Source organism: Bacillus sp. RK1064 (genome assembly GCF_051488405.1).
GTDB lineage: Bacteria > Bacillota > Bacilli > Bacillales > Bacillaceae > Bacillus.
In genome coordinates, this window is the sequence record NZ_JBPSCZ010000001.1 from 2,128,729 (window position 1) to 2,146,093 (window position 17,365).

The window sequence follows — 17,365 nt, forward strand, 5'->3', positions numbered from 1 at the left end:
AAACATTGACCATTATTATCATATAGAGGAAAGCTTCCAAGCGGGCTCGAACCGCTGACCTCTTCCTTACCATGGAAGTGCTCTACCTACTGAGCTATGGAAGCATGGCTCCGCAGGTAGGACTCGAACCTACGACCGATCGGTTAACAGCCGATAGCTCTACCACTGAGCTACTGCGGAATGATAAAGTAACTTCTTCCATTGGAAGGATATAAATAAAAAGCTTGGCGGCGTCCTACTCTCACAGGGGGAGACCCCCAACTACCATCGGCGCTGAAGAGCTTAACTTCCGTGTTCGGTATGGGAACGGGTGTGACCTCTTCGCTATCGCCACCAAACCTGATGGAGAGAATGTTCTCTCAAAACTAGATAACAATGTTCATGCTTCACATTAGAATATAGGTTAAGTCCTCGATCTATTAGTATCTGTCAGCTCCACGTGTCACCACGCTTCCACCTCAGACCTATCAACCTGATCATCTTTCAGGGATCTTACTTCCTTGCGGAATGGGAAATCTCATCTTGAGGGGGGCTTCATGCTTAGATGCTTTCAGCACTTATCCCGTCCGCACATAGCTACCCAGCGATGCCCTTGGCAGAACAACTGGTACACCAGCGGTGCGTCCATCCCGGTCCTCTCGTACTAAGGACAGCTCCTCTCAAATTTCCTGCGCCCGCGACGGATAGGGACCGAACTGTCTCACGACGTTCTGAACCCAGCTCGCGTACCGCTTTAATGGGCGAACAGCCCAACCCTTGGGACCGACTACAGCCCCAGGATGCGATGAGCCGACATCGAGGTGCCAAACCTCCCCGTCGATGTGGACTCTTGGGGGAGATAAGCCTGTTATCCCCGGGGTAGCTTTTATCCGTTGAGCGATGGCCCTTCCATGCGGAACCACCGGATCACTAAGCCCGACTTTCGTCCCTGCTCGACTTGTAGGTCTCGCAGTCAAGCTCCCTTGTGCCTTTACACTCTGCGAATGATTTCCAACCATTCTGAGGGAACCTTTGGGCGCCTCCGTTACATTTTAGGAGGCGACCGCCCCAGTCAAACTGCCCACCTGACACTGTCTCCCTGCCCGATAAGGGCAGCGGGTTAGAAGGTCAATACAGCCAGGGTAGTATCCCACCGATGCCTCCACCGAAGCTAGCGCTCCGGTTTCCAAGGCTCCTACCTATCCTGTACAAGCTGTACCAACATTCAATATCAGGCTGCAGTAAAGCTCCACGGGGTCTTTCCGTCCTGTCGCGGGTAACCTGCATCTTCACAGGTACTATAATTTCACCGAGTCTCTCGTTGAGACAGTGCCCAGATCGTTGCGCCTTTCGTGCGGGTCGGAACTTACCCGACAAGGAATTTCGCTACCTTAGGACCGTTATAGTTACGGCCGCCGTTTACTGGGGCTTCAATTCGCACCTTCGCTTACGCTAAGCGCTCCTCTTAACCTTCCAGCACCGGGCAGGCGTCAGCCCCTATACTTCGCCTTACGGCTTCGCAGAGACCTGTGTTTTTGCTAAACAGTCGCCTGGGCCTATTCACTGCGGCTTCTCGGGGCTTTAACACCCTAAGAAGCACCCCTTCTCCCGAAGTTACGGGGTCATTTTGCCGAGTTCCTTAACGAGAGTTCTCTCGATCACCTTAGGATTCTCTCCTCGCCTACCTGTGTCGGTTTGCGGTACGGGCACCTCTCACCTCGCTAGAGGCTTTTCTTGGCAGTGTGGAATCAGGAACTTCGCTACTAAATTTCGCTCGCCATCACAGCTCAGCCTTTACGGGAAACGGATTTGCCTATTTCCCAGCCTAACTGCTTGGACGCGGATATCCAATACCGCGCTTACCCTATCCTCCTGCGTCCCCCCATTGCTCAAATGGTGAGGAGGTGGTACAGGAATATCAACCTGTTGTCCATCGCCTACGCCTTTCGGCCTCGGCTTAGGTCCCGACTAACCCTGAGCGGACGAGCCTTCCTCAGGAAACCTTAGGCATTCGGTGGACGGGATTCTCACCCGTCTTTCGCTACTCATACCGGCATTCTCACTTCTAAGCGCTCCACCAGTCCTTCCGGTCTGACTTCACAGCACTTAGAACGCTCTCCTACCACTGTTCGTAAGAACAGTCCGCAGCTTCGGTGATACGTTTAGCCCCGGTACATTTTCGGCGCAGAGTCACTCGACCAGTGAGCTATTACGCACTCTTTAAATGGTGGCTGCTTCTAAGCCAACATCCTGGTTGTCTAAGCAACTCCACATCCTTTTCCACTTAACGTATACTTTGGGACCTTAGCTGGCGGTCTGGGCTGTTTCCCTTTCGACTACGGATCTTATCACTCGCAGTCTGACTCCCAAGGATAAGTCATCGGCATTCGGAGTTTGACTGAATTCGGTAACCCGGTAGGGGCCCCTAGTCCAATCAGTGCTCTACCTCCGAGACTCTTACCTTGAGGCTAGCCCTAAAGCTATTTCGGAGAGAACCAGCTATCTCCAGGTTCGATTGGCATTTCACCCCTACCCACACCTCATCCCCGCACTTTTCAACGTGCGTGGGTTCGGGCCTCCATTCAGTGTTACCTGAACTTCACCCTGGACATGGGTAGATCACCTGGTTTCGGGTCTACGACCACGTACTCATGCGCCCTATTCAGACTCGCTTTCGCTGCGGCTCCGCATCTTCTGCTTAACCTTGCACGGGATCGTAACTCGCCGGTTCATTCTACAAAAGGCACGCCATCACCCATTAACGGGCTCTGACTACTTGTAGGCACACGGTTTCAGGATCTATTTCACTCCCCTTCCGGGGTGCTTTTCACCTTTCCCTCACGGTACTGGTTCACTATCGGTCACTAGGGAGTATTTAGCCTTGGGAGATGGTCCTCCCGGATTCCGACGGAATTTCACGTGTTCCGCCGTACTCAGGATCCACTCTGGAGAGAACAACATTTCAGTTACAGGGCTGTTACCTTCTTTGGCGGGCCTTTCCAGACCTCTTCGCTTATATCGTTCCTTTGTAACTCCGTATAGAGTGTCCTACAACCCCAAGAGGCAAGCCTCTTGGTTTGGGCTGTTCCCGTTTCGCTCGCCGCTACTCAGGGAATCGCATTTGCTTTCTCTTCCTCCGGGTACTTAGATGTTTCAGTTCCCCGGGTATGCCTTCTCATACTCTATGTATTCAAGTATGGATACTACTCCATTACGAGCAGTGGGTTTCCCCATTCGGAAATCTCCGGATCAAAGCTTGCTTACAGCTCCCCGAAGCATATCGGTGTTCGTCCCGTCCTTCATCGGCTCCTAGTGCCAAGGCATCCACCGTGCGCCCTTTCTAACTTAACCATTTCTTACTTTAGAAAGAATCACTATGTGTGATGAACTTTGCATTGCATTCAATGTGAATGTATTACTTATTGTTATCTAGTTTTCAAAGAACAATCCTGTCTCGCTAGAGACATGTTTTGAAGGAATGATCCTTCAAAACTAAACAAGACGAAAACGTACGCTGCTCCATATATCCTTAGAAAGGAGGTGATCCAGCCGCACCTTCCGATACGGCTACCTTGTTACGACTTCACCCCAATCATCTGCCCCACCTTCGGCGGCTGGCTCCATAAAGGTTACCTCACCGACTTCGGGTGTTGCAAACTCTCGTGGTGTGACGGGCGGTGTGTACAAGGCCCGGGAACGTATTCACCGCGGCATGCTGATCCGCGATTACTAGCGATTCCAGCTTCACGCAGTCGAGTTGCAGACTGCGATCCGAACTGAGAACAGATTTATGGGATTGGCTAAACCTTGCGGTCTCGCAGCCCTTTGTTCTGTCCATTGTAGCACGTGTGTAGCCCAGGTCATAAGGGGCATGATGATTTGACGTCATCCCCACCTTCCTCCGGTTTGTCACCGGCAGTCACCTTAGAGTGCCCAACTAAATGCTGGCAACTAAGATCAAGGGTTGCGCTCGTTGCGGGACTTAACCCAACATCTCACGACACGAGCTGACGACAACCATGCACCACCTGTCACTCTGTCCCCGAAGGGAAAGCCCTATCTCTAGGGTTGTCAGAGGATGTCAAGACCTGGTAAGGTTCTTCGCGTTGCTTCGAATTAAACCACATGCTCCACCGCTTGTGCGGGCCCCCGTCAATTCCTTTGAGTTTCAGTCTTGCGACCGTACTCCCCAGGCGGAGTGCTTAATGCGTTAGCTGCAGCACTAAGGGGCGGAAACCCCCTAACACTTAGCACTCATCGTTTACGGCGTGGACTACCAGGGTATCTAATCCTGTTCGCTCCCCACGCTTTCGCTCCTCAGCGTCAGTTACAGACCAGAGAGTCGCCTTCGCCACTGGTGTTCCTCCACATCTCTACGCATTTCACCGCTACACGTGGAATTCCACTCTCCTCTTCTGCACTCAAGTTTCCCAGTTTCCAATGACCCTCCCCGGTTGAGCCGGGGGCTTTCACATCAGACTTAAGAAACCGCCTGCGAGCCCTTTACGCCCAATAATTCCGGACAACGCTTGCCACCTACGTATTACCGCGGCTGCTGGCACGTAGTTAGCCGTGGCTTTCTGGTTAGGTACCGTCAAGGTGCGAGCAGTTACTCTCGCACTTGTTCTTCCCTAACAACAGAGCTTTACGATCCGAAAACCTTCATCACTCACGCGGCGTTGCTCCGTCAGACTTTCGTCCATTGCGGAAGATTCCCTACTGCTGCCTCCCGTAGGAGTCTGGGCCGTGTCTCAGTCCCAGTGTGGCCGATCACCCTCTCAGGTCGGCTACGCATCGTCGCCTTGGTGAGCCATTACCCCACCAACTAGCTAATGCGCCGCGGGTCCATCTGTAAGTGACAGCCGAAACCGTCTTTCATCCTTGAACCATGCGGTTCAAGGAACTATCCGGTATTAGCTCCGGTTTCCCGGAGTTATCCCAGTCTTACAGGCAGGTTACCCACGTGTTACTCACCCGTCCGCCGCTAACATCCGGGAGCAAGCTCCCTTCTGTCCGCTCGACTTGCATGTATTAGGCACGCCGCCAGCGTTCGTCCTGAGCCAGGATCAAACTCTCCGAAAAAGTACAAAACCGAAGTTTTGTTTTTCGCCAGTTTGACTGACTACCTATGATGTTTCATAGGATTTTTTTATAAAAACTCGAATTAACAGGTACGTTTTGTCTTGTTTAGTTTTCAAAGATCATCTTCGCCGTTCTTAGCGGCTTTAATAATATAACATTTCACTTCATCTTATGTCAACAACTTTTTTCAAGTTTATTTCCCGAAGCGTTTTGTGTTTGTCACTGTGTGTCAGCGACGATTAATAATATATCACGAAAATATTCTATCGGTCAACGCCTTTTCAAAACTTTTTTTAAAATAGTTTTATTGTGCATCTCAAACCCTTGTCCTGCATACAATCAAGTAACAATCTTGGACAAGGCAGGAGTGTTTGAATTGAGTCGACTATATGTGTTGCCTATTAAACGGCTGAAGCAAATTGTCATTATTCTTGTAGCAGCCCTTGCAGCTGCAACCTTTTTTTATGTACAAAAGGCACCGCCGCTGTCGGTATTTAAAACAGAACACGGACCCCGAGCCATTTATAAAGGCGAGACTTCCTCAAAACATGTCTCCCTCACTTTTAATATTGGCTGGGGAGATGAGAAGGCAGTCCCTATTTTAAATGTCCTTCGAGAGTACGATATAAAGAACGCTACTTTCTTTCTGTCTGCTTCTTGGGCCGAGCGTCATCCTGATATCGTCAAACAAATTAGAGAGGACGGTCACCAAATCGGCAGCCTTGGCTATGCTTATAAAAATTATAGCCAGCTTGAAGACAGTGAAATCAAGCGAGATCTTGTCCGGGCACAAAATTCATTTCAAAAGCTTGGACTAGATGACATTCAACTATTAAGACCGCCAACTGGGCAATTTAACGAAAAAGCATTGAAAATTGCCACACAGTACGGTTATACAGTTGTCCATTACAGCGTCAATTCACAGGATTGGCTGAATCCGGGCGTCGACCAGATTGTTCAGAATGTAAATGATCGAATGAAAAGCGGAGACATTGTTCTTCTGCACGCCTCAGATTCAGCAACCCAAACCGCTCAAGCCTTACCAGCTATTTTGAAACAAATCAAAGAAAAGAATTTAAAAAATGTGACGGTTGGCGAACTGATCTCCAATACCAAAACAAAGTCATCGGAAGTTAAGTAGCTTTCGCCTTTGAAAAACGCGGCATAGCTAATAACTGAAACGCATTACAGCCTAATAGCGGAAATAGCATCAAATACAGCCAGTCCTCTTCATTGACTCTGAGCGCCGGGAACCATTCTAACGACGTGATGACGACCATGAGAAACATTGCGGAAACAAATGTTTTCTTAGAGGACTGCTGCTGTTTAAAGTAAGCCACGATCAATGCGAACACACCGATAAAGACGGGCAGCCATAGGTATGGAAGAAATGATTCATTCTCCCCGAAAAACAAAAACCGCAAGTAAGCTAAATCAAACAGCACAAAGATCACTAGAAACAATTGAATGGTATTCCATAAAGAATGAGACCGGAATATCTCTAGCGCAAACCGGTGCACCGTCAAAAAGACAACAAACCCCATCTGGCTAATGACACTAAAAATCATCCCCACACCAATGAACCAAAACAATACAGATGCGATCTCTAGAATTTCAAACGATATAAAAAGCTTCTGATATTTCCCCCACTCCAGCGCAAAGCCTACTACGCTTGTAATGACCGCTCCAACAGCTAGCACAGAGAAGAAAAAACGAACTAAATCCCGACTTTTCATTGAATTGATCCAACCCCTATTTTTGTTATGTATAAATTTACGTGAAACATTCATATTAAAAGTAAGACATGTAACGAAAGGAGCCACAGTATGTCAAAAGGCATCTTGCGTATAATGAGCTGTTTTCTTCTTTTATCTCTAACAGCTTGTGCTCCCAAAACCCAATCCTCATCTAATATGGACTATGACGAAACAAAGAAAATGGTCGTCGATATATTGAAGACAGATGACGGTAAAAAGGCCATTCAACAGTTATTAAATGACGAGGCAATGAATGAAGCTTTGGTAATGGATGAACAAACTGTGAAAAAAACGATAGAGAAAACACTGACTTCTGATAAAGGCAAAGAGTTCTGGAAGAAGGTCTTTGAGGATTCTAAATTTGCCGAGACTTTCGCTAAATCCATGCAGCAACAGCATGAAAAGATGTTAAAACAGTTAATGAAGGACCCTGACTATCAGCAATTGATGATGGATATTCTCAAGGATCCCGAAATGGAAAAGAAATACGGTGAACTGGTGAAAAGCAAAGAGTTCAGAAAGCACTTAGAAAAAGTCATTACAGAAACATTAAGCAGTCCTCTTTATAAGAAGAAATTCGAAGATGAGCTCAAAAAAGCAGCATCTGAAAGCAGCAGTGATACTGGTTCAAAAGGCAGCGAAGAAAGCGGCAGTTAAACATCACCCGAGTGGATGTAGTTCCACTCGGGCTTTCATTATGCTTTTACTGCTAATTGTTCAATGACTTTATTCGCAATGTGTTGATACACTTCTCCTGTTGGATGGCTCGCATCATAGACGGATGGAGCAAAATCATCTTCATTCCAATCAGGCTGCCTTAGAGGAATTTGACCAAGGACCGATACTCGCAGCTCTTCCGCCAGCTTATCCCCGCCTCCTTTTCCAAAGACATATTCTTTATCACCTGTTTTTTTGCTTTCATAATAGCTCATATTCTCAACGACACCCAGCACCTCGTGATCTGTTTGCAGTGCCATTGCGCCCGCTCTAGCAGCAACGAAAGCAGCTGTTGGATGCGGTGTTGTGACAATGATTTCTTTACAGCTTGGAAGCATTGTATGAATATCAAGCGCCACATCTCCCGTTCCAGGCGGAAGGTCTAATAGTAAGTAATCTAATTCTCCCCACTCGACTTCGTGGAAGAAGTTATTCAGCATTTTACCAAGCATCGGTCCTCTCCAAATGACCGGTGCATTTTCTTCAACAAAAAAGCCCATTGAAATCACTTTGACACCAAAGCGTTCCACAGGAATAATTTTTTCCCCTTTAACAGTTGGTCTGACGGTGATTCCCATCATATCCGGTACACTAAAGCCATAAATATCTGCATCAATCAGTCCGACTTTTTTCCCTAGACGAGCCAGTGCTACAGCAAGGTTAACAGACACGGTGGATTTACCAACGCCGCCCTTTCCACTCGCAATCGCTAAGAACTCAGGCGGATTTTTAGAGTTGAGCAAATTTTCTTCCTCATCTTGTGAAGGCATAAACCTTTCAAGTGTTTCCTGAGGCAATTCTTCAAAACGTAGCCCTACTGTGTTAGCGCCAGCTGATTTCAAGGCTTGTACGATGTCTTGCTGCAGCTTCATCTGCTCAGCAGTACCCGTTTTGGCAATGGCCACCTTTAAGCTCACATGCTCTTTTTCAGGCTTTAGGCTGATTTCCTTGATGGCATCCAGCTCACCAAGCGGTATATGAAGGAAAGGTTCGTCCATCTTCCCAATTAATTTTCTCACATCGTCTTGTCCGATCATAGCAGAACCTCACCCTTTATTGAATTCGTTTACAATCCAAGTATATCATACATATCCTTACAATGTCTGTCCTGTTTGCCTGCGATCAAAAGGAAAAAGCCCCTTATTCAGGCGGCTCTTTTTGCTCTGTTAAATATCTGAGAATGCCTTTATAAATGGAGGCAGCAATTTGATCTTGATATTTAGGTGTTGCCAGCTGACCTGCCTCTTTCGGGTTGGAGAGAAAGCCAATTTCCACAAGGGCTCCTGGCTTTGTGACATTTTGCATTAAATAAATGCCATTGATCCGTTTCGCCTTTCGATCTGTGTTTTCAAGATTCCTGCGTAATTCATCTTGGATGAACTTCGCTGCCTTTTCATTCTCTTCATATTTTCCGTAAAAAAACGTCTGCGCTCCGCTCCATTTGTTCGATGGGATCGCATTTAAATGAATACTTAAGTAGAAATCCGCTTCAGACTCATTAATGACTTTTACGCGGTTCCTCAAATCCTCCGCTTTCTTCCGGGCATATCCCTTTGTATTCTTTGATGATAAATCAGAATCATCCTCGCGGGTCATAAGAACAAGGGCACCCTGCTCCTGTAAATAGTCACGTATCTTCATGGATACATCCAGTGCAATCTCTTTTTCAAGCAGCTCTCCTCCTACAGCCCCGCCATCTGGACCGCCATGACCCGGATCTAGATAGATGATCTTCCCGCTTAGAGGCAAATTCCACGATTTCCACGAATCATCATTTAGAAACTGAAACCTGAATAAGAATAAGAGGACGATAAACCCGATTAAAAACCCTGTCCATTTCAGCTTTCTTTTCATCCCTGTCCCTCCCATACACCATTATTTTATAGATATGGGACAAGGGCTGGAAATATGCTTAGTGCAGCCGAAGCTTATGCCTTTTTTCTGATTCTCGAAAGCCTTCCTGCCACCACATGCTTAAAAAATCCCTCGCAAATGGATAAAAACATGACATCTCCCGCTCCATTCGGAACATATTTCCCCACGATTGCAAACACCCTGCCAGCTCTTCAATCAGCTCAGCTTCCTCCTGGGAGGACCGCTTCTTGATATCGTCGAACGATTCGCCGTATTTACTCGACTCACCGTATCTCCCGCCAGCTAAAAAAGCTTCAATGGCGAAATCGATGCAGCCATCACTCATAATACCCGCTGGATCATCTGCAAATGGAAACAGCTTCTTTGTGAATTTCTCGGAAGCGACCGTCACTTGTTGAAGAGACAATGTACGCAAAAGCTTCTTTTCAAGCGTGACATCTCGTTTTGTTTTCAGTTGATAAAATGAAAGCACTTCTGCCATGGACTGAACTCCTTTTTTCTTTGTATTGTTCGTTGGTTTGAACAAAACATGCAGTTCAGTAAATGGAAATGGAGATACATGAGCTCTAAAGACGAGCCATCCGTCACGTTTAAAAGACAACTGCTAGAAAAGAAGCTGCCTCACTCTTTTAAAGAGCACAAAGATGATGCAGTTCTTTGGCAAAAGGAGATTGTAGATGGAGTTGTGAAGTCAAAAGAGAAACGTCAAGAAGTATACAAAACGTTTCCCATGAAGAAATAATAAAAACAGAGGGGTGCTGCCCTCTGTTTTTTTGGTAACTATGTAGTCAAAGCCTGCACCAATCGTTGTCGAAAGTTTTGATCTACTGCTGCAGTAAGCATAAATTCATTGAATACTTCCCCAACCCAGTGAGAATGATTCGCTTTCGGATCATTGATAAATAGAGAAATGGATATGGATGATGTTTCCGTTTTTCGATATAAAGCAGCTGTGAAAACAAACAAAGTCGATCCGCCTTTATACCAAATATATTGATCTTTTTCCGTCTTCAATGTTTCTCCTTTCCAAATAACAGAAGATTTACATATTCAATATAACAAATATTTCAAATAAAGGCGCAAAAAAGCAGAGGTTCGTGAATCCCTCCACTTCTTGATGTTCTTATTGATGGGGCAGATGCAGTTTCATCCCATCATGCGTAGCTTCAAATCCTAATTTTTCATAAAAACGGTGTGCATCTGGCCTCTGTTTGTCTGTTGTTAGCTGAACCATATGACATCCACTGTCGCTGGCGCGTTGAATGGCCCATTTTATGAGCAGCTTGCCGACTCCTTTTCCTCTATGAGTAGAAGCCGTACGAACTCCTTCTATTGATGCTCTCCATCCTCCTTGATGTGTAAGAAATGGCGTCATGGTCAATTGGAGAACACCTACAGCTTCTTCCTGATCACACGCAACCATGAGTTCAATATTTGGATCAGCATCTATTGAGTGAAAGGCTTTGATATAGCTTTCTAATAATGGTTGAGTGTAGCGCTCTCTTTTTTGACCTAACATATCATCAGCGAGCATGAAGACGATCTTGTCGAGATCTTTCAGAGTGGCTTCTCTGAACGTCAGTTGGCTTAAATCCAATGAACACACCTCCTTTGAAATGAAGTGGAACTTATTGACCAACATACCAATGATGTGCGTTCTTATATAAGATGTGATCAGCAGCTTTTTCATCAAAAAGCTGTTGAATCAACTCAACATCACCGTATTCAAATGGACGCTTTGCCCTTGTGGATGGAAGGTCTGTACCAAACATCAGTGCATCAGGGTTCGTTTGATAGATAGAAGTCAATGCATGTTCAACGTTTAAATCGACACGTCCAAAACCTGTTGCTTTCACACGAACCCCTTTTTCAACCAGCTTTAGCAAATGCGGCAAGCCTTCTTCCGATAAGCCTAAATGATCAATTGAAACGGCCGGCAGCTTTTCAAGTGTTGATGAGATGTCAGGGAGATGCTTAGCGTCTATGTAAATCTCACTATGCCATCCCGCCAGCTCATACACCCTTCTCGCAAAATAATCGAGCTTCGAAATATTCTCCGAACCACCCCGCTTCACGTTAAAACGTAAAGCTTTTACCCCATGTTGATCCAAATGAACAATCTCATCATCAGTTGCTGTAAAAGGTAATTGAGTCACACCGCAAAAAGACGGCCCCATTTCATCCAGCACCTTCAACAAATAGCCTTGGTCAAAGCCTTGAAATGACCCTGACACGATTGCTCCACCTAAAATCCCAAAATCAGCCGTCTCTCTCCTATAATCATTCACCACATAACTATACGGTGTATATCCTTGGTTTTCTTGAATGGGAAAATCAAAATCAATGATATGAAAATGTGCATCAAAGATCCTCATGCCCGCGCCCCTCTTCTGCTTATTTGACCTGATTATATCAATAGCGAAAGCGAAGGGATATTTGGAATGCCGAATTACTTCATATCATGAAAACTTATCAAGTCTTCTTCATGAACCATTCATCTTGTAAAATGGCATAGTAAAACTCATCCCACCACTCGTTTCCTTGTGGTATACACTTTTTAAAATATCCTTCTCTTCTCATCCCCATTTTCTCCATCACTCTCCACGATGGCACATTTTCAGGCTGACAAGTGGCAATGATTCGATGTAAATTCATTGTGTGAAAGCCATAATTTAGTACAGCATAAGCCGCTTCTGATGCATAGCCTTTGTTTTGATATGCAGGATTGAAGACCCACCCAATTTCATATGTGTGCTCACCAAAGTACGGATGAAACGCGAGATGCCCAATGCATGTATGATCTTCTTTTAATAGGACAGCGACATACTTAGCATTTTCATGACGATTATTTTTGATAAATTCCTCCGCATCTTCTTTAGAAAATACATCTTCCGGAATATACTTCATCACTGCCGGATCAGATGTATATGCATAAACATCCTGCCAATCATCATCAGTAAATGGTCGAATGAGACACCTTTCTGTCGTTAGATTCATAGGACAACCTCCATAAATAATCTTCTTTTAAACAGAAAACTTTCTATACTCATATTTTATACGTATCCAAAAGGAAGTGACCAGTCATTATTTATTAAATAAAAAGCACAAAAAAAGCACCAGCAGGATGCTGATGCTTTTAATATATGGTTTGTCTGTAACAAACCTTTGTAAAACGTCCATACAATATAAAATTGATTAACGTTTTGAGAACTGAGGAGCTCTACGTGCGCCTTTAAGACCGTATTTCTTACGCTCTTTCATACGAGGGTCACGAGTAAGAAGTCCAGCACGTTTAAGTGATGTACGGTACTCAGGATCTACTTCTAGAAGAGCACGAGAGATACCGTGACGAATTGCTCCAGCTTGACCAGAGAATCCACCACCGTGAACAGTTACAAGAACATCGTAGCTGTTAGCTGTTTCTGTGATGTTCAAAGGCTGTTTCACGTCTTCGATTAAAGCAGCGAATGGAATGTATTCAGTAATTTCACGATTATTAACGACGATACGGCCTTCACCTGGAACTAAGCGAACGCGCGCTACAGAACTTTTACGACGACCTGTACCGTAATATTGAACCTGTGCCAAATTGTTAACCTCCCTTATAATTAACCGCGAAGTTCGTAAACTTCAGGTTGTTGTGCTTGATGTGGATGCTCAGAACCACGGTACACATTTAATTTTTTGAACATTTGACGGCCTAATGGACCCTTTGGAAGCATACCTTTGATAGCAAGCTCCAACATTTTTTCAGGGTAGTTTGTACGCATCTCAAGAGCAGTTCTTTGTTTCAAACCACCTGGGTGCATTGTGTGACGGTAGTAAATTTTGTCCGTCAATTTCTTACCTGTTAATTCAATTTTCTCAGCATTGATGATGATGACGTGATCACCTGTATCAACGTGTGGTGTATAAGTTGGTTTGTGCTTACCGCGCAAAAGTGATGCTACTTCAGTAGAAAGACGACCTAGAGTCTTGCCTGCCGCATCAACAACTAGCCATTTGCGCTCAATTGTGCTTGCGTTCGCCATTGGTGTTGTACGCATGAGTTTCCCTCCTAAATAAATCAATGATTTTTCCTTGAATCAAATGCTACGTTCTATTTCAAAACACAAGATAAGTCTTCCGGGGCTTATTTGTGGGGTTGAAATACATACCATATGATATCTTATAACTTTCTGCTTCCTGTGTCAAGAACATGTTACACCTGGTTTAGTTGTCATAGAAAACTTCCCATAAATACAGTCCGTGACTAGGCGCAGTCTTGCCTGCCGCTTCGCGATTTCGGGCGGCAAGCATGGCTTTTATCTCCTCAGGGTGAAATTTACCAGATCCGATTTCAAGTAACGTTCCAGCGATAATTCGCACCATGTTGTATAAAAAGCCATTTCCTCTCACACGCATTTCAAGCCCGTCTGAGACGTTTTTCCACTCAAGGGTGTAAATCTCCCTCACCTTGTCCTGAACCTCTGTATTGGCCGCACAAAAGCTTGTGAAATCATGTGTGCCAATGAGGTGCCCAGCGGCTTCTCTCATTTTGCCTGCATCCAGCCGGTAAGGAAAGTGGCAGGCATACTGTCTCGTGAACACATTTTGGTGCGTTTCCGTTGAGACCTTATAACGGTACTCCTTCGAAACGACACTAAAACGTGCATGAAACGACTCATCCACTTCCTCAGCCTTTAGAACCCGGATATCATCCGGCAGGAGACTGTTGAGGGCAAAAGGCCATCTCTCCATCGGGATCGAGAGCGGGGTATCAAAATGGATGACCTGCCCTTTCGCATGCACACCGCTGTCCGTGCGGCCAGAAGCCACGATCGGAATCAGTTCATCCTGTTTGTGCATTCTTGCAAGAGCCGACTCGATCTCCGTCTGAACAGTCCGCTGCCCAGGCTGCACCTGATAGCCTTTAAAATGTGTCCCATCGTAGGAGACGGTACATTTGACCTTCATCTAGGAATCACCTAATTTCTCAGAAGCACAAGGAGTGCTGTTAACAGGATGAATAGGAGCAGCGTGAACGTGTCTTTCATGCCCCAGACAAGCTGACGGTATTTCGTCCGCCCTTCTCCACCGCGGTAGCCTCTCGCTTCCATTGCTGTCGCCAGTTCCTCTGCACGCTTAAACGCACTGACGAAAAGCGGAACAAGCAAAGGAACAATTGCTTTCATGCGGTCCTTTAGAGGTCCGCTTGTAAAATCAACACCTCTTGCCATTTGTGCCTTCATGATTTTGTCCGTCTCTTCTAGTAAAGTTGGAATAAACCGAAGAGAGATGGACATCATGAGAGCAAGCTCGTGAACAGGCAGTTTGATTTTACGGAATGCATGAAGCAATTTTTCCATACCGTCTGTCACTTCTATAGGCGTTGTGGTTAACGTCAGAAGTGTCGTCATCATGATGAGATAGACAAAACGGAGTGAAATGAAAATCCCCTGCTTTAGACCTTCTTCATAAATATTTAAAAAACCAAAGTGAAATAGCAAGGCGCCATCCTTTGTCATGAATATATGCAGAATGAAGGTAAACAGGACAATCCATAGGATCGGCTTCATTCCCTTGAGAATAAAGTATAGCGGCACCTGAGAAACCATCACCACAAGGAGGGTAAAGACACCTAAAAGCCCGTAAGTGATGTAATTATTAGCAAAAAAGACAATAAAGACAAAAAAGAAAATTGATAACAGCTTTGTCCTTGGATCAAGACGATGGACAAAGGATGAACCTGGCACATATTTGCCGATAATCATACTATCCATCATGATGTCGTGTCCTCCTGATAAAGAGCTGTTAAGGCTTCTGCCATTTCATCCATGGTCAGAAGCGGCCTCGGAAACGTAATGCCCAGCTTTTCTTCTACAGTCTGCTGGAATTTAATCGTTTCTGGGAGGTCGAGACCAAACGAAGACATGTCTGTACGATTAGCAAACAATTCTCTCGGCGTACCTGTCGCCTTCACTGTTCCTTTATGCATCACAATCATTTGATCCGCATAATGAGCGGCGTCCTCCATACTGTGTGTAACCAGAATCGTGGTAAGGTTTGCCTTTTGATGAAGCTCATAGAACATGTCCATGATTTCCTTCCGTCCGCGTGGATCTAACCCTGCAGTCGGTTCATCCAGCACAAGCACTTCTGGCTCCATCGCTAGAACACCTGCAATCGCCACACGTCTCATTTGACCGCCGCTTAGTTCAAAGGGAGATCGAGATAATAGAGATTCATGAAGACCAACCAGCTTCAGCATTTCCTTTGCCTTCGCTTCTGCCTTCTCCTGAGGAACGCCAAAATTCATCGGACCAAAGCAGATATCCTTTAGGATCGTTTCTTCAAAGAGCTGATGCTCAGGAAACTGAAACACGATGCCTACTTTTTTCCGGAGGGACTTTAAATCCTTCTGCTTTTTATTGGCTTGTAAGACGGTATCTCCAAGCGCAATGCTCCCCTTCGTTGGTTTGAGCAATCCATTTAAATGCTGCAGCAATGTGGACTTGCCAGAGCCTGTATGACCAATGACAGCGACATAACTGCCCTCTTGGATGGAAGCATTGACATCATACAAAGCGAGACGCTCAAACGGCGTTTTCATTTGATAACGATGCTCTAGTTCTTTGATCGTAATGTCCATAGCTCTTTCACCAATCCTTCTTGTGTCAAATGGGCATTTGCAAGCGGCACACCTTGCTGCTTCAATTGTTTGCTCAACCGATAGGAGAATGGCAGATCAAGTCCAATCTGAACCAGCTGTTCATCTAGTTCAAATACTTCCTCTGGGGTTCCCTCAGCAAATTTTTTCCCGCCATTCATGACAATGACCCGGTCTGCCTTAGCGGCCTCGTCTAAATCATGTGTGATGGAAATGACTGTGACCGTTCCTTGTTCCTTCAATAGTCTCACAGTCTCTAACACTTCTTCACGGCCAATCGGATCAAGCATCGATGTTGCTTCATCCAAGATCATGATGTCAGGGCTTGCGGCAAGTACACCTGCAATGGCGACTCTCTGCTTTTGCCCGCCTGATAGATGGTGCGGCTCTTGATCAAGAAACTCCTGCATATTGACCTGTTTGACAGCCCAATCTACACGCTCTATCATCAATTCCCGCTCAACCCCGTTATTTTCTAAACCAAAAGCCACATCATCACGAACCGTTGAGCCAACGAATTGGTTATCTGGGTTTTGAAAGACCATTCCGATCTTTTTGCGAATATCCCAAACGCTCTCTTCTTTGAGCTCAATCTCTCCAACCTTGACCGTTCCAGCATCCGGTAAAATGAGCCCATTCAGTACACGGGCAAGTGTGGATTTACCTGAACCGTTATGACCAACAATGGCGAGCCATTCATTTTGATTCACATGCAATGACACTTGATCTAAAGCGGGCTTGTCCGCATCCTTGTGATAACGAAATACAATGTCCTTTACGTCAACTAATGTCTTCCCCATCTCTACCGGACCTCCTCTCAGCTCAACCTCTTCTTTGCTTATTGCTAAAAAGCCGTAGTATCTAAAAAAGGGCATAGATCCAGTTATGAACTGTCCCGCCCTTTCTTAGATACACGCTATGTGATTAAACTAATTCAATGACAGCCATTGGTGCGCCATCGCCGCGACGAGGTCCAAGCTTCATGATACGAGTGTATCCACCTTGGCGATCTTCGTAGCGAGTTGCAACGTCAGCGAATAATTTTTGAAGTGCATCTTGGTTTGTTTCAGCATTAGCTACTTCATTACGAATGTAAGCTGCAGCTTGACGGCGAGCATGAAGATCTCCGCGTTTGCCAAGAGTGATCATTTTTTCAACTACAGAGCGAAGTTCTTTCGCACGTGTTTCAGTTGTTTCGATGCGTTCGTTGATGATCAAATCAGTCGTTAGGTCACGAAGCATTGCTTTACGTTGTGCACTAGTGCGTCCTAGCTTTCTGTATGCCATGTGATGTCCCCTCCTTAGT

At 45.6% G+C, this 17,365-nt stretch carries 18 protein-coding genes, 2 tRNA genes and 3 rRNA genes; 3 read left to right on the forward strand and 20 right to left on the reverse strand.

The window, feature by feature from the left end; genetic code table 11:
- Nucleotides 1-31 precede the first annotated feature (31 nt).
- The 5 genes from ACSSTM_RS10805 to ACSSTM_RS10825 form a co-directional block, all read right to left on the reverse strand.
- A tRNA-Thr gene (locus tag ACSSTM_RS10805) sits at nucleotides 32-104 on the reverse strand.
- Nucleotide 105: 1 nt separating this feature from the next.
- A tRNA-Asn gene (locus ACSSTM_RS10810) sits at nucleotides 106-180 on the reverse strand.
- Between the two features lie 42 nt (nucleotides 181-222).
- Nucleotides 223-338 (reverse strand): 5S ribosomal RNA (rrf, locus tag ACSSTM_RS10815).
- 61 nt (nucleotides 339-399) lie between these two features.
- Nucleotides 400-3,330 (reverse strand): 23S ribosomal RNA (locus ACSSTM_RS10820).
- Nucleotides 3,331-3,512: 182 nt separating this feature from the next.
- A 16S ribosomal RNA gene (locus ACSSTM_RS10825) occupies nucleotides 3,513-5,061 on the reverse strand.
- The 16S, 23S and 5S rRNA genes sit together here with 2 tRNA genes alongside, the layout of an rRNA operon.
- A gap of 376 nt (nucleotides 5,062-5,437) precedes the next feature.
- Between ACSSTM_RS10825 and pdaB the strand changes: the two genes are divergently transcribed.
- Nucleotides 5,438-6,202, forward strand: a complete 765-nt coding sequence (gene pdaB, locus ACSSTM_RS10830) for a polysaccharide deacetylase family sporulation protein PdaB (protein ID WP_034665559.1) — start codon at nucleotides 5,438-5,440, stop codon at nucleotides 6,200-6,202.
- On the opposite strand, the gene kbaA is transcribed toward pdaB, so the two are convergent.
- Nucleotides 6,195-6,797: a KinB-signaling pathway activation protein gene (gene kbaA, locus ACSSTM_RS10835; protein WP_003217204.1), complete on the reverse strand. Its 603-nt coding sequence runs from the start codon at nucleotides 6,795-6,797 to the stop codon at nucleotides 6,195-6,197. The two genes, pdaB and kbaA, sit on opposite strands and share 8 nt — an antisense overlap.
- Nucleotides 6,798-6,887: 90 nt before the next feature.
- Between kbaA and gerD the strand changes: the two genes are divergently transcribed.
- Nucleotides 6,888-7,475, forward strand: a complete 588-nt coding sequence (gerD, locus tag ACSSTM_RS10840) for a spore germination lipoprotein GerD (RefSeq protein WP_066031430.1) — start codon at nucleotides 6,888-6,890, stop codon at nucleotides 7,473-7,475.
- A gap of 38 nt (nucleotides 7,476-7,513) precedes the next feature.
- Here the strand turns inward: gerD and ACSSTM_RS10845 are convergent, their stop codons facing one another.
- The 3 genes from ACSSTM_RS10845 to ACSSTM_RS10855 all read right to left on the reverse strand — a co-directional run bounded on the left by ACSSTM_RS10845 (nucleotide 7,514) and on the right by ACSSTM_RS10855 (nucleotide 9,891).
- Entirely contained in the window at nucleotides 7,514-8,572 is a 1,059-nt protein-coding gene (locus tag ACSSTM_RS10845; RefSeq protein WP_034665567.1) for an Mrp/NBP35 family ATP-binding protein, read from the reverse strand.
- Between the two features lie 103 nt (nucleotides 8,573-8,675).
- Entirely contained in the window at nucleotides 8,676-9,389 is a 714-nt protein-coding gene (gene cwlD, locus ACSSTM_RS10850; protein ID WP_034665571.1) for an N-acetylmuramoyl-L-alanine amidase CwlD, read from the reverse strand.
- 58 nt (nucleotides 9,390-9,447) lie between these two features.
- Nucleotides 9,448-9,891, reverse strand: coding sequence for a DUF2521 family protein (locus tag ACSSTM_RS10855; RefSeq protein WP_034665574.1), 444 nt, complete (start codon nucleotides 9,889-9,891; stop codon nucleotides 9,448-9,450).
- A gap of 78 nt (nucleotides 9,892-9,969) precedes the next feature.
- Between ACSSTM_RS10855 and ACSSTM_RS10860 the strand changes: the two genes are divergently transcribed.
- Complete coding sequence (locus ACSSTM_RS10860; RefSeq protein WP_309416386.1) at nucleotides 9,970-10,152, forward strand: hypothetical protein; 183 nt, start codon at nucleotides 9,970-9,972, stop codon at nucleotides 10,150-10,152.
- 38 nt (nucleotides 10,153-10,190) lie between these two features.
- On the opposite strand, the gene ACSSTM_RS10865 is transcribed toward ACSSTM_RS10860, so the two are convergent.
- The 11 genes from ACSSTM_RS10865 to rplQ form a co-directional block, all read right to left on the reverse strand.
- Nucleotides 10,191-10,424 carry a hypothetical protein gene (locus ACSSTM_RS10865; RefSeq protein ID WP_309416385.1) on the reverse strand — a complete coding sequence of 78 codons (234 nt, stop codon included), beginning with the start codon at nucleotides 10,422-10,424 and terminating at the stop codon, nucleotides 10,191-10,193.
- 109 nt (nucleotides 10,425-10,533) lie between these two features.
- Nucleotides 10,534-11,007, reverse strand: a complete 474-nt coding sequence (locus ACSSTM_RS10870; RefSeq protein WP_034665579.1) for a GNAT family N-acetyltransferase — start codon at nucleotides 11,005-11,007, stop codon at nucleotides 10,534-10,536.
- A 31-nt stretch (nucleotides 11,008-11,038) separates the two neighbouring features.
- On the reverse strand, nucleotides 11,039-11,785 hold the full coding sequence (locus ACSSTM_RS10875; RefSeq protein ID WP_034665582.1) for an amidohydrolase family protein: 747 nt from the start codon (nucleotides 11,783-11,785) through the stop codon (nucleotides 11,039-11,041).
- Nucleotides 11,786-11,882: 97 nt separating this feature from the next.
- A complete protein-coding gene (locus ACSSTM_RS10880; protein WP_309416384.1) occupies nucleotides 11,883-12,407 on the reverse strand; it encodes a GNAT family N-acetyltransferase in 525 nt (174 codons plus the stop codon).
- A 198-nt stretch (nucleotides 12,408-12,605) separates the two neighbouring features.
- Nucleotides 12,606-12,998, reverse strand: coding sequence for a 30S ribosomal protein S9 (gene rpsI / locus ACSSTM_RS10885; protein ID WP_003217273.1), 393 nt, complete (start codon nucleotides 12,996-12,998; stop codon nucleotides 12,606-12,608).
- A gap of 20 nt (nucleotides 12,999-13,018) precedes the next feature.
- Nucleotides 13,019-13,456: a 50S ribosomal protein L13 gene (gene rplM, locus ACSSTM_RS10890; protein WP_003217042.1), complete on the reverse strand. Its 438-nt coding sequence runs from the start codon at nucleotides 13,454-13,456 to the stop codon at nucleotides 13,019-13,021.
- 166 nt (nucleotides 13,457-13,622) lie between these two features.
- Nucleotides 13,623-14,366 carry a tRNA pseudouridine(38-40) synthase TruA gene (gene truA, locus ACSSTM_RS10895; RefSeq protein ID WP_034665588.1) on the reverse strand — a complete coding sequence of 248 codons (744 nt, stop codon included), beginning with the start codon at nucleotides 14,364-14,366 and terminating at the stop codon, nucleotides 13,623-13,625.
- Between the two features lie 11 nt (nucleotides 14,367-14,377).
- Nucleotides 14,378-15,175, reverse strand: a complete 798-nt coding sequence (locus ACSSTM_RS10900; protein ID WP_034665591.1) for an energy-coupling factor transporter transmembrane component T family protein — start codon at nucleotides 15,173-15,175, stop codon at nucleotides 14,378-14,380.
- A complete protein-coding gene (locus tag ACSSTM_RS10905; protein ID WP_034665594.1) occupies nucleotides 15,172-16,041 on the reverse strand; it encodes an energy-coupling factor ABC transporter ATP-binding protein in 870 nt (289 codons plus the stop codon). Before ACSSTM_RS10905 ends, ACSSTM_RS10900 begins: the two co-directional genes overlap by 4 nt.
- The gene (locus ACSSTM_RS10910; protein WP_034665597.1) at nucleotides 16,017-16,859 is read right to left on the reverse strand and encodes an energy-coupling factor ABC transporter ATP-binding protein; all 843 of its coding nucleotides are present in this window, start codon (nucleotides 16,857-16,859) and stop codon (nucleotides 16,017-16,019) included. Before ACSSTM_RS10910 ends, ACSSTM_RS10905 begins: the two co-directional genes overlap by 25 nt.
- Nucleotides 16,860-16,983: 124 nt before the next feature.
- Nucleotides 16,984-17,346: a 50S ribosomal protein L17 gene (gene rplQ / locus ACSSTM_RS10915; protein ID WP_003216944.1), complete on the reverse strand. Its 363-nt coding sequence runs from the start codon at nucleotides 17,344-17,346 to the stop codon at nucleotides 16,984-16,986.
- Nucleotides 17,347-17,365: the final 19 nt, after the last annotated feature.